This is a genomic window from Paraburkholderia largidicola, assembly GCF_013426895.1.
GTDB classification, from domain to species: Bacteria; Pseudomonadota; Gammaproteobacteria; order Burkholderiales; family Burkholderiaceae; genus Paraburkholderia; species Paraburkholderia largidicola.
On the sequence record NZ_AP023175.1, the window covers coordinates 479,732 to 494,480 of the forward strand.

The following is a 14,749-nucleotide window of genomic DNA, read 5'->3' on the forward strand; positions in this document are numbered from 1 at the left end:
GAGCGCTACCCGTTGTGGCGCGACAACCTGCACACAGTTTGCCACCTTGGCGGCACAAGCCAGTCGCTGCCGCTGGCCCGAGTACGGGTATTCGAAGCGGGTGAGGCATTCATTCGAAGCGTTGGCAACGGGCACCAGCACAGACGTTGCCGTGTGAAGCATAAGACCGGTTGGGGACCCTCAGGCAAACACTAGAACTGGCGGTGTGAGCCGCTTTCTTTTGCCTACTTTTCTTTGCGGCGGCAAAGAAAAGTAGGTGCCGCCCCGCACAGGGGCAACGCTTGAGGCACCAATAACATCACGCGGATGCCAGCGCAAAAACAAGCAAACCACCCCAACCGTCGAAGACAAAAAAAATCACTCCACCCCCGCAGCCCGACAAAAAACCCGCCGCGCCGCCTTAGGCGCATCAACCTCAACCACTTCCCGCCACCATCTCTCCCCACGATGCGGCGCAGCCAGATCCAACCTCTCCCCCATCCGGGGAGTCGAAAGCGCAATGCCGCGCGCAGCGGCAAGCCCTACGACACGCTCGAACGGCTCCTGCCACCGATGCATCGCCAGATCGAAAGTCCCGTTATGAATCGGCACGAGCCAGCGCCCACGCAAATCGACATGCGCCTGCACCGTGTCATCAGGCTGCATATGCACGTAAGGCCATTGCGCGTCGTACGCGCCCGTTTCCATCAAAGTGACATCGAACGGCCCAAGTCGCTCGCCAATGGCCTTGAAGCCATCGAAGTAACCGGTATCACCACTAAAAAACACCCGCAGATCACCATCGACGATCACCCACGACGCCCACAACGTGCTATTCCCATCGAACAGACTGCGCCCCGAGAAATGCTGCGCCGGCGTCGCCGTGAACTGCACACCGTCGATCTCGACACCCTGCCACCAGTCGAACTGCCGCACCTTCGACGCATCGATGCCCCACTCGATCAACCGGTCGCCCACCCCAAGCGGCGTCAGAAACACGCCCGTCGTCTCAGCCAGCGCCAGCACGGTCTCGCGATCCAGATGGTCGTAGTGATCGTGCGACAGAATCACGCCGCGCAACGGCGGCAACGCGTCACGCGCAATCGGCGGCGCATGGAAACGCTTCGGCCCCATCCGTTTGAACGGCGACGCGCGTTCCGCAAACACCGGATCGGTCAGCCAGAACTGGCCGCGCAGCTTGAGCAGCATCGTCGAATGACCAAGGCGGAACAGGCTCCCGTCCGGCGCGGCGTCCAGGTCGGCGCGCGTGAGCGCATCGACGGGTAGCGTGCCGGATGGCTCGGTGCCGCCTGGCTTGTTGAAGAGCACGTTCCACGCGATCCGCAACGTCTTGCCGAACCCTTCGACAGGGCGCGGCTTCACGTTGCGAAAACGCTCGCCGTCGTGCTGCGGCGACGTGCTCGACAACGCGCGGCTGCGCTGCGCCGCGGTGAATCCAAAAACCTGACTGATGGAGCCGATGATCGATTTCATGCGAAGCGTCACTCGAGACAGAAGGTAGACTGCACAGTGTAGTTTATTATCTCGAAAAGTAAACCCATCGGTGTAAAATTAACGGATGGACGACAGCACCACCCTTTCCCGTCTGACCGATCGCAAGCGCGCGGCCATCATCGACGCGGCCATCGACGAATTTCGCGCGGCCGGTTTCGACGCGACCAGCATGGACCGGATCGCCGCGCGCGCGAGCGTGTCGAAGCGCACCGTGTACAACCACTTCCCCAGCAAGGAGGCGCTGTTCGCGGCGATCCTCCAGCAGCTATGGGACGCCAGCAAAGCGGGCGATACGCCCGGCTATCGCGCCGACCAGCCGTTGCGCCCTCAGTTGATCGCACTGCTCGCGCAGAAGCTGCGGCTGTTGAACGACGAGGCGTTCATGTCGCTCGCGCGCGTCGCGATCGCGGCGGGCATTCATTCGCCTGAGCGCGCGCGGGACATGGTGGCGCGCATCGGCGAGCGCGAGGAAGGACTGACCGTGTGGATACGCGCAGCCGCCACCGATGGCAGGCTCGACACGCCGGACCCGGCGTTCGCCGCGCAGCAGTTGCATGGTCTCGTGAAGGGCTTTGCGTTCTGGCCGCAGGTGACGATGGGCCAACCGTCCCTGACAGCGGACGAACAGAAGACCATTGCCGAGTCATCGGCGGATATGTTTCTGGCGCGCTACGGAACGGGTGCTGGCGGCACGGCCTGATCTCGTCCGTCGAACAGCGCATCATTCATGGGCCGTCAGGCCCATCAGCGTATCCCCGAATCCGCCCCGCACTTTCGACGCAATCCGCGCGCTCGTGACGACACGCGGCGCCGCGCTCCACGCGATGCGCGCGCCCGTCTCGACGAGCAATCCCACCAGCGCCACATCCTCACTGCACGTCAGCGGCGGAAATCCACCGACGCGGCAATACGCGCGCGCCGACACGCCGAGGTTCGCGCCATGAATATGCCGGTGGCCATCCGCGTTCATGTACGCACGATAGAACGATTCGCGAGTCAGTTCGTCGTGCTCGCGCCAGTCTTCCACGATCACCGGCCCGCACACCGCTTCCGCATCGAGCGCGAGTTGCGCGACCAGCCAGTCCGGCGCGACGCGGCTGTCGGCGTCGGTGAACGCGAGCCAGCGCACGCCCTGCTCGATCAGCGTCGCGGCGCCTGCCGCCCGAGCCTTGCCGACGTTGCGCACGTCGAGCATCAACGGATGTGTGTCGAAACAGCGTGCGATCGACTCGGACCCGTCGGTGCAACTATCGAGTGCAACGACGATTCTCACCGTCTCGCCGAGCAACTCAGGATGCGCAGCCGCGATCCGCGCAGCCTGCAGGCAATCGGCGAGCAGTTCTTCTTCGTCGTGCGCGGGGATCACGATGCCGATCATGCCAGCCCCTCACACTGCGCCACCGAATACCCGTCCTTCGACCATACATCCAGCAGCAGATCATGCTCCGCATGTTGTACGAGGCGATGCAGCGCGGGGAGCGCGTCGAAGCTCGCGTGGACGTCTTCCGCGCTCAGCAGCTTGCCTTCGAATGGATGTCGCCAGTGGCATGCGACCAGCGTGCCGTCCGCCGTCATCGACGCGCACGCGCGCTGCGCCAGTTCCGCCGTCGCTTCGCGCGACAGGTAATAACCCAGTTCGCCGATCACAATCAGATCGAAGCTCGCGTCGGGCCATTGGTCCGGCATCGCGCGCTGCTCGACGGTGACGTTGCGCACGCCTGCAAGACGTTCGCGCGCGAGACGCACGGCATGATCGCTGATGTCGCACGCGTTCAGGCTGTCGCAACGCTGCGCGAGCAGCGCCGACAATTCACCGTTCGAACACGCCGGCTCGAAGCACGACCGATAGCGCTCGCGCGGCAGCGCCGCGATGGTCAGCAGACGCTTGCGGCGCTCATACCAGCTCGCGCGATAGTCCCAAGGATCGTCGTCCTGTCGGTACAGATCGTCGAAATAGGCGGTGGGGAAAGACATGCAAGCGATCCTCAGTGATGTCCAAGGTTCCACGTCTCGCCCGCTTCATCGTCGAGCAGCGTCCGGCCGAGTGCGCACTCGTCGCGCTCCGCATGGCTCTGGCGCAGAAACACGGGCAGATCGGCGATCGCGCGAGCGAACCATGGGTCCGTGCAGAACGGCGCTGCGCCGAGCGCGCGCGACACGTGCTGCATCACCTGCTCCGCCGCCTGTTCGACGGCCACCCGCACGCGCAACGCGCATTGCTGCGCATCGTCGCGCGGATGCGCGTCGATCCATGCAGCCGACTCGCGCAGCAAGGCTGCCACGGCGGACAGCTCGGCATCGGCGGCGCCGAGATGCGCGCACGCGTGCGGGTCGTCGTGACGTTTGACGCTGTCGCGCAGAATCGACGCGAGCGCCGCCGCACAGCCGTACCAGCACGCGGCAATGCCAGCGCCGCCATGCCAGAAACCCGGACGCTTCAGATACGCGCCCGCGGCGCCGACCTGCACGGCGCGCACGCCATCGAAGCGCACGCTGCTCGTGCCCGTCGCGCGCATGCCGACGGCCTGCCAGCCGCCCGGATCGATGGCAATGCCCGGCTGCGACAGTTCGACGGCAGCCAACACCGGCTCGTCGTCGCGCCATGCCGTGACCAACGCATGCGTGACGTGCGGCGCGCCCGAGCACCAGGGCTTGGTGCCTTCGAGCGTCAGCACATTCCCGTCCGCTGCGTGCGCGATCAGCTTTGCGTTCGGCGGCTCGGCGGCCCACACGGCCCAACTGCCGTCGTCCGCGAGTTCGGCGCGCCCCAGTTCCGCGAGGATGGCGAGCGCGTCGGTGTGCGCCTCATACAGCTTCACCAGCGACAGGTCGCATGCCGCAACGGCCGCGAGGCCGCGCCAGCGCGTCGCTGTCTCGCCGCGGCCCGGCAACGGCAGCCAGTCCATGCCCCGCGCGCGCAAGGCGTCGAGCGTGGCCGCGCGGCCGGCGGCGGCCTCGTCGGCGAAGCGCAGGCCCGCCAGATAACGTTCGAGCGCAGGGACGAGCGCATAGCGTTTCGGCTCGATGTCGGCGTCCGGTTCCTCGTCAGACAGACGGAGTCCGCTGTTGATGTACCACGCAGCGGGCGCGGCGCGCCGCAGGGGATCGTGGCCGATATCGTTCATGCAAGCCTCCATGGCGAAGCGTGGGAGTGTTGGGTCCGACGTGGCACCCGTCGATGAAACAGGTGCTTTGCGAGCGACGACGCAAGCGGCATGCCCATGCGAAGACACACGCGCCGTTCCGACGTAAGGTGTCTCTGGACGCAAGACGCGAGACGGCATGCCGATTGCACCCGTGGTTGGCGCCGCCAATGCATCCGCGGTTGCACCAGTCAAGGCAAACGCTCTTCGCGCGCGGCTGACGGCATGCGCCGCGCGGTCGGTCTCCACGAGGAAAACAATGGCCACGAACACGAACACCAACATGCAAAAGGTCGCCCTGCTCTCCGATCTCGCTGACAACGGCATGAAACGCGTCGAGGTGAACGGCACGCCGATCCTGCTGATCCGCCGCGGCGACGCCGTGAATGCCTACAGCGCCGACTGTCCGCATGCGGGTGCGCCGCTCGACCAGGGCGCGCTATGCAACGGGCGGCTCATCTGTCCATGGCACAAGGGAACCTTCGACATCGAGACGGGCGCGCTCGTCGAGCCGCCTGCGCTGTTGCCGTTGACGCGCTATCCGGTGCGTGTCGAACACGACGACGTGCTCGTCGACAGCACGCCCGAGCCGTCGAAGCCGCCCACGTCCACGGCAGCGGACAGGCGCACGTTTGCGATCGTCGGCGCGGGCGCGGCGGGTGCGGCCGCCTGCGCGGCGCTGCGCGAAGCGGGCTTTGCGGGAAGCATCGCGCTGATCGATCGCGAGCCGCGCACGCCGTATGACCGCACGTCGCTGAGCAAATTCGTGCCGTCCGGCGAGATGTCGCCCGACGACATTCCACCGCTGCTGCCCGACGACTATTTCTCCGCTCACGCGATCGACGTGATTCAGGCCGAGGTCACCACGCTCGATGCGAACGCGCGGCGTATCGATATCGGTAGCGCGCCGTCGCTGCACTACGATGCGGCGCTCGTGGCAACGGGCGGCATACCAAAGCGCGTGTCGTTGCAAGGCAGCGATGCGGCGGGCGTGAAGTCGCGCATTTGCCTGCTGCGCAACCGCGACGACGCGCGACATCTCGTCGAGACGGCCGAGCAGGGGCAGCACGCGCTGGTACTCGGCGCGAGTTTCATCGGGCTGGAAGTCGCGTCGGCACTGCGCGAGCGCAAGCTGCGCGTGACAGTTGTATCGCCGGGTAATGTGCCGTTCGAAAAGCAGTTCGGCCCCGAACTCGGCAGGCTGTTCATGCGCCTGCATGAAGCGCATGGTGTACGCATCCGCATGGGCCATCACGCGCGTTCCGTCAGTCCGGGCAACGCGGATGAAGCCGCGGATGGCGCGTTACGCGTGACGCTCGACAACGGCGAGACGGTAGCGTGCGACTTTATCGTGGCGGGCATCGGCGTGACGCCGGCGACGGACTTCATCGAAGGCGTGAAGCGCAACGACGACAAAAGCATCAACGTCGATGCATCCATGCGCGTTACTGACGGTCTCTATGCGGCGGGCGACATCGCGCGCTTCGAGTTGCCCCAGCACGGCGGAGAACGTGTGCGGATCGAGCACTGGCGCGTCGCGCAACAGCACGCGCGCATCGCCGCGCACGCGATGCTCGGCATGCCGCCAAAGGAGCCATACGTGCCGTACTTCTGGACGTATCACTTCGGCAAGACGTTCGAATATCTCGGCCACGCGAAACACTGGGACCAGATCAAATTCACCGGAACGCCCGATACGTTCGAATTCATCGCGCTGCTCGGCGAGAAGGGAAAGCTGGTGGCCGCTGTCGGGTGCAATCGCGAGAAACAGACGGGCATGCTCGTGGAGTCCATGCGCGATTCGTTGAGTCTCGCCGATGCGATGAAGATTGCTGAATCCGCGTGAACGCAATCTTGAACTGAGTCGCGCCGTGCATCGCGGATCGTATGCGATGCACGGCGCCATGCGCCTCGTGTCCGTGATCAACTGCTATGCGAAGGATGCCCGCCGGCGCCCGGCGGTTCCGAACGATCTCCGCTCCCCAGCGGCACCTCTGCCGTCTGGTTCGGATGCGGATTCGAACGCGGCGGATTCGTGGCCTTCGCCGTTTCGGTCGGCTCGCCAGGCTGGGTTGTCGTGCCTGTGCGTCGTTGATCGTCCTTCTTTTGTGAGTGCTTTTCGTCCATCTTCATGCTCCCTTGGCCGTTAAAGCCGTGGTGACCGGATGCTTCGCTTCTGCGGCGTCCGTTCATAACGCGCGTCGAGCGCTGGAAGATCTACATGTGGCGTGGAAGGTTTGCACGCATGTATGAAAGAACGCTCTGCAACACGCTGTGCATCGTCAATGTGGCAAGCGGTGTTCCCGCGAACGCGGGGAACGTCGCTTGCTGCAGGTTTTCTGAATGTTCGCGATGGACTCTTTCTTGCGTACGCAACGGCATGTTGCACACGACAACGAAAAGCACACCACGACGATGACGCAAACCCAGACCATCACCACTGCCGAAGCAGAGCCGCCTACTATCGACACCCGCGCCGCGCCGGGCCTCCTGCGCGTGAACCGCAACTGCGCGTGGCACGAGCACGCACATCACTTCCGCATCCTGATCGACGCCGCCGATTACTTCGCCGCCTTGCGCGACGCGATGTCCCGTGCGCGCCACACGATCCATATCGTCGGCTGGGATATCGACAGCCGTTTGCAACTGGTTCCCGGCGGCGCGCCCGATCGTCTTCCCGCCGGTCTCGCCGACTTTCTCTGCGCGCTCGCGGAAACCAATCGCCATTTGCACATCTATATCCTCGCGTGGGACTTCGCGATGCTGTATGCGTTCGAGCGCGAATGGCTGCCCGTGTACAAGATGGGCTGGCGCACGCATCGCCGCATCCGCTTCCGGCAGGACGGTCGGCATCCCATCGGGGCGTCGCATCATCAGAAGATCGTCGTGATCGACGATGCGCTGGCGTTCGTCGGCGGCATCGATCTCACCAGCTCGCGTTGGGACACACCCGAGCATCGTCTTCACGCGCCCTTGCGCCGCAACGCAGGCGACACGCCCTATCAGCCAATGCACGACGTGCAGGCGATGTTCGACGGCCCCGCCGCGCACGCTGTCAGCCGGCTCGTGCGCGAGCGTTGGCGACTCGCGACGGGCAAGCCGCTCGACGTCTCGCCGGACTCGAACGACCACGCCGGTATCTGGCCCGCAGACATTACCGCCGATATCGACGACGTCGAACTCGGCATCTCGCTGACGGAACCCGCTTTTGAAGGACGGCCACTCGTCGGGCAGATCCAGCAGCTTTATATCGATGCGATCGCAAACGCGAAACACACCATCTACATCGAGAACCAATACTTCACCGCGAGCCGCGTCGGCGCGGCGCTGGCCGCGCGTCTCGCGGATACCGATAGCCCCGACATCGCCGTCGTCGGTCCCGAGCGAACCAGCGGCTGGCTCCAGGAAGCGACGATGGGCGTGTTGCGCGCGCGGCTTCACGGCCTGCTGAAACACGCCGACGGCCACCGCCGCTACGCGATGTACGCACCGACCATCGCCGGCATGAACGGCACGTCCAACCAGATCATCAACGTGCACAGCAAGCTGATGACCGTCGACAACGATGTGCTGATCGTCGGCAGCGCGAATCTCAACAACCGCTCGATGGTGCTCGACACGGAATGCAACATCACGCTTGAAGCGCGCGGCGATGCGCGCGTGCAGGCCGCTATCGCATCGGTCCGTAACCGGCTGCTGGCCGAGCACCTGGACGTTTCGCCCGCCGATGTGCAAGCCGCGCTCGCAACCCGGCGTCTGAACGACGCGATCGCGCACCTGCGGCACGGCGAGCGCACGCTGATGCCGCTCGATCCCGTCGTTTCCGGCGATCTCGAAGAACTGGCGTCGCACGTGTCCGTGTTCGACGCAGAAGCGCCCGTCGCGCCGCATGAACTCGTGCGGCACTTTCTGCCCGAGGAACACAGCCGCCCGCTGATGGGCAAACTGCTGGCGCTCGGCGCGCTCGCGCTGATCGTCGTCGCACTGGGCATGCTGTGGCGCTTCACGCCGCTGCGCGAAGCCGTCAGTTTCACCGCGCTCGTGCACGGCGCACAGCGCGTGCACGCGTCGCCGCTCGGGCCCTTTGCGATCGTTGCGCTGTATGCAATCGCGGCGAGCGTCTCGGTGCCCGTCACGCTGCTGATCGCCGTGAGCGGATTCGTGTTCGGCGCACTGTGGGGCAGCACCTACGCGTTCGCGGGCACGATGATCTCGGCATGCATCACGTACTATGCGGGGCTGTCGCTCGGTCACGATGCGGTACGCAAATTCGCGGGGCATCGTATCAACCGGATCAGCGAAAAGCTCGGCAAAAAGGGGCTGATTACGGTTCTCGTGCTGCGCGTCGTGCCGATTGCGCCGTTCACGATCATCAATCTCGCGGCGGGCGCATCGCATATCGGCCTGCGCGATTATCTGGCGGGCACCGTGCTCGGCATGACGCCGGGCATCGTGCTCGCGACGACCTTCGCTCATCAGCTCGTCGCCGCCGTCCGTCATCCGTCGCTTACGGGGCTCGCGCTCGTCGCGCTGATCGGCGCGGCGCTGATCGGACTGTCGGTTGCCTTGCAACGCTTCTTCGCGGGACGCGCATGAACGACAGCGTCCTGACCTTGCGCGAACAGAGGGCTGCAACCGACCTTCGTGCGTTGCGCATCGCCACGTACAACATTCACGGCACGGTCGGCACCGACGGGCAGGCATCGCCGGAACGCATCGCGGGCGTGATCCGTGAGCTCGACGCCGATATTGTCGCGTTGCAGGAAGTGCCACTAGGCGGCAGTTTTGCGCCGAATGCGCTGCCTGTCTTGCGCGAAATGACAGGCATGGACGCGATCGCCGGCCCGACGCTCGATACGCCCGAACGACGCTACGGCAACGCGATCCTGAGCCGGTTGCCCATCTGCGCGACACGTTCGCTCGATCTCTCGTTCGGTACGCGCGAAGCGCGCGGCGCGCTCGACGTCGATGTGGAAACGGACGGCACTGGTTCGCCGCTCCGTGTGGTCGCGACCCATCTCGGTCTGTCGTCGCGCGAGCGTCGCGCGCAGATCCGCGCGCTGATTGCCGCATTCGATACACCGCGCATGCCCGTACTGCTGATGGGCGATCTCAACGAGTGGTTCGTCTGGGGTCACGCGCTGCGCATGCTCGTCACCCATTTTCGGGCGGCGCCTGCGCCGCGCACCTTTCCGTCGCGCCTGCCCGTGTTCGCGCTCGACCGCATCTGGATGCACCCTGCCGATCGCCTGATCGACGTAACGGTGCACCGCAGCACGCGTGCGCGTGTCGCATCGGATCACTTACCGCTGGTCGCGCGGATCGCGCGGGAGCATCATTACTAGTTCGCGGTGGAGCGCAGGCGCATCGCTTGCGCGCTCTGCGGGTTCGTTTAACTTTCTTCATGGAGCTGCCAATGGTCAGAAAGAATTACGCCCCGGACGAAAACGCCCCACGTCAACCGTATGCGGATAAGGATGCGGGTGTCGGCATGGGCCGGATCTCGCTCGACGATGACGATCTCGAGGACGACCTGGACGATGAAGAAGAGGACGATGCGGAAGGCTCGCGCTAACCGCTAACGAACTGACGGAAGCGTAAGAAAAAAACGCAGCACGTGGTGTCAACCGCGCGCTGCGTTTGTTTTTGGAAAAGTGGATCTATGCGTGCCGTTCGGCAGGCCTGTCGCCAGGCCGCTGGATACGCCCGTCGACGCTGCGCTCCGACTGCACCGGCTGCGGCGGCTGTGTCGGGTCGAAGTCGGCCCAACGGCCCTGCTGCCAGCGCCCCGTGGCGCGCTCGATCGACGCGCCACCCGCCTCGCGCAACAGACCCGCCGCCATTTGCTGCGTGTCGGGCGTCACATGCACGGCCAGCAGCACGCCGGAGTCGCGCTCCTCGTGATGCGCCCGCACGTGATGCGCCCCCTTGCCGCCGCCGCGTGTCTTGTACATGGCGCCGACCAGCGAACCGATATACGCGCCGACGCCCGCCGCGATCGCCGACACCAGCACGGGCGCCGAGAATGCCGTGAAGACGCCCACCCCGACCACGGCGCCCGCGACGGCCCCGATCGTTACGCCCAAGCCCGCACCTTTCGGCGCATCGGTGGCGGCGGCGTCCTTGTTGTGATCGCCGCCGATCGGAAAGCGCGCATGCTGCCCGCTCGGATTGACGAAGAACAGCGACACGTCTTCTTCGACAAAACCCGCTCGAAAAAGACGCTCGGCGGCCGCTTCGGCCGTCGGAAACGTGGTGAATCGTGCGGCAACGATGAGCGACATGGATGCCTCCCTTGTTCCAGACTTCGTTCGATAAAAGACGGCAGCACATGCCGTCCCGCTATGGCATGAATTGAGCAAGGCACGCGCCTGGCTTATCTGCGTGCCTCATTTGCGTGCCTCATTTGCCTGCCTCATTTGCCTGCGTCATTTGCGGCGTTCGCGCGGCGCGTCGTCGATATCCGTGTCGTCGTCGAGATCTTCGTCCGAGCTTTCGGCAATCTCGTCCGCGATACCGTCGGCGTCTTCTTCGCCCGCCGCGCTGATCACGCGGTCCACATCGATGTCCTCGTTATCCTCGAGCGTCGAGTCGCCATCGGCGGAGGCGCGTTCGCCTGTGCCGAAGCGGTCGGTGTCGCTCGCGAGTTCCGCTTCGCCCGTTTCGAGCGCGTGATTGTCGAGTTCATCGTCGACATCGAATGCGTGACGCTTCGCGCCCGCGACATCGCTGCCACTATCCGATGAATCGCTCGGCCCGAGCGATGCATTGTCGTGGCCCGTTTGCCTGACCTCGGGGCGTTGTTCGTCGTCGGGATTGAGTGTGCTCATGCTGGCCTCCACAGTGGGTTGATCTGGATGGTGCGTCGCTACGAAAGCGCAAGAAGCATTCCGCTGATCGATCTGCTGCGGGGAACATGGATTGCTCGCGTCGCCATGCATGCAGCGCGTGCATCTATCTTCGAACCACCACGTCATGAACTCACGCAAACCCAGCCAACCGGACGCCGCAGCGAAGGACACACCACAGATCGACCCCGACCAGCAGCCGAAGCACCTCGACGATTGCCGCCGCTGCGCGTTGTGGGCGCACGCGACGCAGGCAGTCGGCGGCGTCGGGCCGAACCATGCGCCGATCATGATGGTCGGCGAGCAGCCAGGCGACAAGGAAGATCAACAGGGCAAGCCGTTCGTCGGCCCCGCCGGACAACTGCTCGACGATGCATTGGAGGAAGCCGGCATCGCGCGCCACGACGTGTATGTCACCAACGCCGTCAAGCATTTCAAATGGGAGCCGCGCGGCAAGCGCCGTATGCACAAGACGCCCGCGCAACGCGAGATCGACGCGTGCCATTACTGGCTGGAGCGCGAGCAGGCTTCCGTCGATCCGCGGGTGATCGTCGCGCTCGGCGCGACGGCATTGAAGGCGTTACTGGAAGATCGCGACGCGCGGCTGCAGGCCGTCGTTGGCAAGGTGCTCGAACATGGCGGGCGTCATGTGGTGCCGACCTATCATCCATCGTTTGCGCTGCGTGCGCCCGATGAAGCGACACGCGAGCGCGCCTACGCGGCCATCGTCGCGGCATTGGGTGAAGCAGGAAAACTCGCGCAGCGCGTAGCGGCGCGCGAAAGCGGCCGATGAAACGCGGGACCGCGTCAATGTTGCGCGTCGAGCGCGGCCTTCAGTTGATCGAATGAATAAGGCTTGCGCAACGCCGTCCATGTGAACGGCAGCGATTCGTCGTGCAACGGCGCCTCCCGACCCGATGAGAACACGATGTGCTTGACGGCATGCACGGCAATCGCCGCGTGCGCGAGATCGAGGCCCGACATACCGGGCAGCGTGAGATCGGTCAACAGCACGTCGAACGGATGCAGTTGCAGGCGTTTCAGCGCCTCTTCTGCATTGGCCACCGCGTCCCAGGTGTGACCGAGCAGCGTGAGCAGTTCGCACAGCGCATCGCGGGCGTCACGGTCGTCCTCGACGACGAGAATATGCAGCGTGCGCGGCGTGGCGGAAAGCGCCGCGTCATGGGCCGCCCGCGCGGTGCCGTCGAACACGTCGCGTATCTTTCGCGCGAGCTGCACCCGGCTATACGGCTTTTGCAGCAGATCGGCGCCGCGCCGCAGTTGCGCGTCGAGGCCAGTCGTGTCGCGCGTGTGGCCCGACGTAAACAGCACCTTCAACGACGGCCGCATCAATTGCGCCTGACGCGCCATCTCGGGACTCAGCAGCGGGCCGGGCATCACGACATCGCTGAACAGCAGATCGACTTTTGCGCCGCTGCGCAAAACGGTCAGCGCTTCTGTTGCGTCGTTCGCCGTCAGCACGCCGTAGCCGAGTTGCGACAGCATGTCGACCACGGTCAGCTGCACGCGCCGGTCGTCTTCGACGACGAGCACGGTCTCGCCTCCGCGCAGGTCTTCGTCGGACTCGGGCTCGGCCTGGACGACGGGCCGGGCGACGGCCGGGTCCGTCGAGCGCGGCAGATAGATCGTCACCGTCGTGCCGACACCCGGCGTGCTCGCCAGTTCGATGTGCCCGCCGCTTTGCAGCACGAAGCCATAGGCCATGCTCAGGCCGAGCCCCGTGCCTTCGCCTTCGGGCTTCGTCGTGAAGAACGGATCGAACGCGCGCTCGACGACTTCCGCGCTCATGCCCGCGCCGGTATCTGTGACGGTCATCTTCACGTACTCGCCCGGCTCGACCTGCGCGGTCATCGCGGCTTGCGCATAGAGCATGGCGTTCGACAGCCCGAAGGTCAGCACGCCGCCCTCGGGCATCGCATCGCGCGAATTGATGGCGAGGTTCAACACGACGTTTTCGAGCTGATGCGCGTCGACGAGCACGTTCCACAGCTCGCCGCCCGCATGCGATTCGTGGACACGCACCTGCACGCGCTCGCCGAGCGCGCGGCGCAGCAGGTCTTCCATGCCGCGCAGCACGTCGCCGAGATGGGTTGTGACAGGTTGCAGCGCCTGGCGGCGGCCAAAGGCGAGCAGTTGCGACGCGAGCTTCGAGCCGCGCTCGACCGCCTCGATCGCGCGGCCGATTCGCGCCCGGCTCCACGCATCGTCGTGGCGCGCGCCGAGCAGTTCCAGATTGCCGCGCAGCACTTGCAGCACGTTGTTGAAGTCGTGCGCGACGCCGCCCGTCATCTTGCCGAGCGCTTCCATCTTCTGCGACTGAAACAGCGCGTTGCGAGTCTGGTCGAGCAGTTCCGCCGCCTGGCGGCGCTCGGTGATGTCGCGGGTGATCTTGGCGAAACCGATCAGCTCGCCGTTTTCGTCGCGGATCGCGTCGATCACGACATGCGCCCAGAAGCGGCTGCCGTCGCGCCGCACGCGCCAGCCTTCGGCTTCCCAGCGGCCCTCGCGCGTCGCCGTTTCGAGGCCGCGCTGCGGCACCCCCGCCGCCGCGTCTTCCGGCGTGTAGAAGCATGAGAAATGCTTACCGATGATCTGCTCGTCGGTATAGCCCTTGATGCGCCGCGCGCCGGGATTCCAGTTGGTGACGCATCCTTCCGGCGACAGCATGAAGATGGCGTAGTCGTTCACGCCCTGCACCAGCAGCCGGAAGCGCCGGTCGCTTTCAAGGGCGTCGTCGGTGGCCTTTTTCTTGTCGCTGATGTCGCGCACGACGCGCCCGTAGCCAAGCAGATCGCCATCGGGTGTGTAGAGCGCATTGATGATGACGTTCGCCCAGAACAGGCTGCCGTCCTTGCGCACGCGCCAGCCTTCCGCTTCGTAGCGGCCTTCCTCGCGCGCACGCTGAAGCCCGAGTTCCGGCAGACCGGCGCGCTGGTCTTCGTCGGTGTACATCACGCGCACGTGCCGGCCGAGAATCTCGTCGGGCTGGTAGCCCTGGATCGTCTCGCCGCCGCGGTTCCAGCTGATGATCGTACCGTCCGGCGCGAGCGCAAAGATCGAGTAGTCGGTGGTGGATTCGGCCCACAGGCGCAGCCATTGGCTGCTGAAGCCGACGGCGCGCGCGGACGTGCCGCTCGCCGCGGCGCTTTCGTCCGCGTGCGGTTCAGGTGGGTTCGCGTTGTCGCCCGCCACGCTGCCGATGTCCTTGTCGTCGTCGCTCATTGCCTGTTGTGTGGCCTCTCT

At 65.2% G+C, this 14,749-nt stretch carries 14 protein-coding genes; 6 read left to right on the plus strand and 8 right to left on the minus strand.

Features of this window, described 5'->3' with window-relative positions; genetic code table 11:
* Positions 1 to 357: 357 nt before the first annotated feature.
* Positions 358 to 1,473 carry an MBL fold metallo-hydrolase gene (locus tag PPGU16_RS18885; protein WP_180724263.1) on the minus strand — a complete coding sequence of 372 codons (1,116 nt, stop codon included), beginning with the start codon at positions 1,471 to 1,473 and terminating at the stop codon, positions 358 to 360.
* Positions 1,474 to 1,558: 85 nt separating this feature from the next.
* Between PPGU16_RS18885 and PPGU16_RS18890 the strand changes: the two genes are divergently transcribed.
* Positions 1,559 to 2,194 carry a TetR/AcrR family transcriptional regulator gene (locus tag PPGU16_RS18890; protein ID WP_180724265.1) on the plus strand — a complete coding sequence of 212 codons (636 nt, stop codon included), beginning with the start codon at positions 1,559 to 1,561 and terminating at the stop codon, positions 2,192 to 2,194.
* A gap of 21 nt (positions 2,195 to 2,215) precedes the next feature.
* Here the strand turns inward: PPGU16_RS18890 and PPGU16_RS18895 are convergent, their stop codons facing one another.
* The 3 genes from PPGU16_RS18895 to PPGU16_RS18905 are packed head-to-tail and all read right to left on the minus strand — an operon-like array spanning position 2,216 to position 4,619.
* Positions 2,216 to 2,872: a glycosyltransferase family 2 protein gene (locus PPGU16_RS18895; protein ID WP_180724267.1), complete on the minus strand. Its 657-nt coding sequence runs from the start codon at positions 2,870 to 2,872 to the stop codon at positions 2,216 to 2,218.
* Positions 2,869 to 3,468, minus strand: a complete 600-nt coding sequence (locus PPGU16_RS18900; RefSeq protein ID WP_180724269.1) for a class I SAM-dependent methyltransferase — start codon at positions 3,466 to 3,468, stop codon at positions 2,869 to 2,871. Before PPGU16_RS18900 ends, PPGU16_RS18895 begins: the two co-directional genes overlap by 4 nt.
* Positions 3,469 to 3,479: 11 nt before the next feature.
* On the minus strand, positions 3,480 to 4,619 hold the full coding sequence (locus PPGU16_RS18905; RefSeq protein ID WP_180724271.1) for an acyl-CoA dehydrogenase family protein: 1,140 nt from the start codon (positions 4,617 to 4,619) through the stop codon (positions 3,480 to 3,482).
* A 277-nt stretch (positions 4,620 to 4,896) separates the two neighbouring features.
* Between PPGU16_RS18905 and PPGU16_RS18910 the strand changes: the two genes are divergently transcribed.
* Positions 4,897 to 6,483: an FAD-dependent oxidoreductase gene (locus PPGU16_RS18910; protein ID WP_180724273.1), complete on the plus strand. Its 1,587-nt coding sequence runs from the start codon at positions 4,897 to 4,899 to the stop codon at positions 6,481 to 6,483.
* 77 nt (positions 6,484 to 6,560) lie between these two features.
* Here the strand turns inward: PPGU16_RS18910 and PPGU16_RS18915 are convergent, their stop codons facing one another.
* Positions 6,561 to 6,764: a hypothetical protein gene (locus PPGU16_RS18915; RefSeq protein WP_180724275.1), complete on the minus strand. Its 204-nt coding sequence runs from the start codon at positions 6,762 to 6,764 to the stop codon at positions 6,561 to 6,563.
* Between the two features lie 288 nt (positions 6,765 to 7,052).
* Between PPGU16_RS18915 and PPGU16_RS18920 the strand changes: the two genes are divergently transcribed.
* The 3 genes from PPGU16_RS18920 (at position 7,053) to PPGU16_RS18930 (ending at position 10,212) form a co-directional block, all read left to right on the plus strand.
* Complete coding sequence (locus PPGU16_RS18920) at positions 7,053 to 9,233, plus strand: VTT domain-containing protein (RefSeq protein ID WP_180725132.1); 2,181 nt, start codon at positions 7,053 to 7,055, stop codon at positions 9,231 to 9,233.
* Positions 9,230 to 9,982, plus strand: coding sequence for an endonuclease/exonuclease/phosphatase family protein (locus tag PPGU16_RS18925; protein ID WP_180724276.1), 753 nt, complete (start codon positions 9,230 to 9,232; stop codon positions 9,980 to 9,982). Before PPGU16_RS18920 ends, PPGU16_RS18925 begins: the two co-directional genes overlap by 4 nt.
* A 71-nt stretch (positions 9,983 to 10,053) precedes the next feature.
* Positions 10,054 to 10,212 (plus strand): hypothetical protein, encoded by a 159-nt coding sequence (locus tag PPGU16_RS18930; RefSeq protein WP_180724278.1) that lies wholly within the window; start codon positions 10,054 to 10,056, stop codon positions 10,210 to 10,212.
* Positions 10,213 to 10,297: 85 nt separating this feature from the next.
* On the opposite strand, the gene PPGU16_RS18935 is transcribed toward PPGU16_RS18930, so the two are convergent.
* Entirely contained in the window at positions 10,298 to 10,921 is a 624-nt protein-coding gene (locus PPGU16_RS18935; RefSeq protein ID WP_180724280.1) for a hypothetical protein, read from the minus strand.
* A 144-nt stretch (positions 10,922 to 11,065) separates the two neighbouring features.
* Entirely contained in the window at positions 11,066 to 11,467 is a 402-nt protein-coding gene (locus PPGU16_RS18940; protein ID WP_180724283.1) for a chemotaxis protein, read from the minus strand.
* Between the two features lie 145 nt (positions 11,468 to 11,612).
* On the opposite strand from PPGU16_RS18940, the gene PPGU16_RS18945 reads away from it, so the two are divergent.
* Positions 11,613 to 12,278, plus strand: a complete 666-nt coding sequence (locus tag PPGU16_RS18945; RefSeq protein ID WP_243460633.1) for a UdgX family uracil-DNA binding protein — start codon at positions 11,613 to 11,615, stop codon at positions 12,276 to 12,278.
* 14 nt (positions 12,279 to 12,292) lie between these two features.
* Here the strand turns inward: PPGU16_RS18945 and PPGU16_RS18950 are convergent, their stop codons facing one another.
* Positions 12,293 to 14,728 carry a hybrid sensor histidine kinase/response regulator gene (locus PPGU16_RS18950; protein WP_180725133.1) on the minus strand — a complete coding sequence of 812 codons (2,436 nt, stop codon included), beginning with the start codon at positions 14,726 to 14,728 and terminating at the stop codon, positions 12,293 to 12,295.
* Positions 14,729 to 14,749 lie beyond the last annotated feature (21 nt).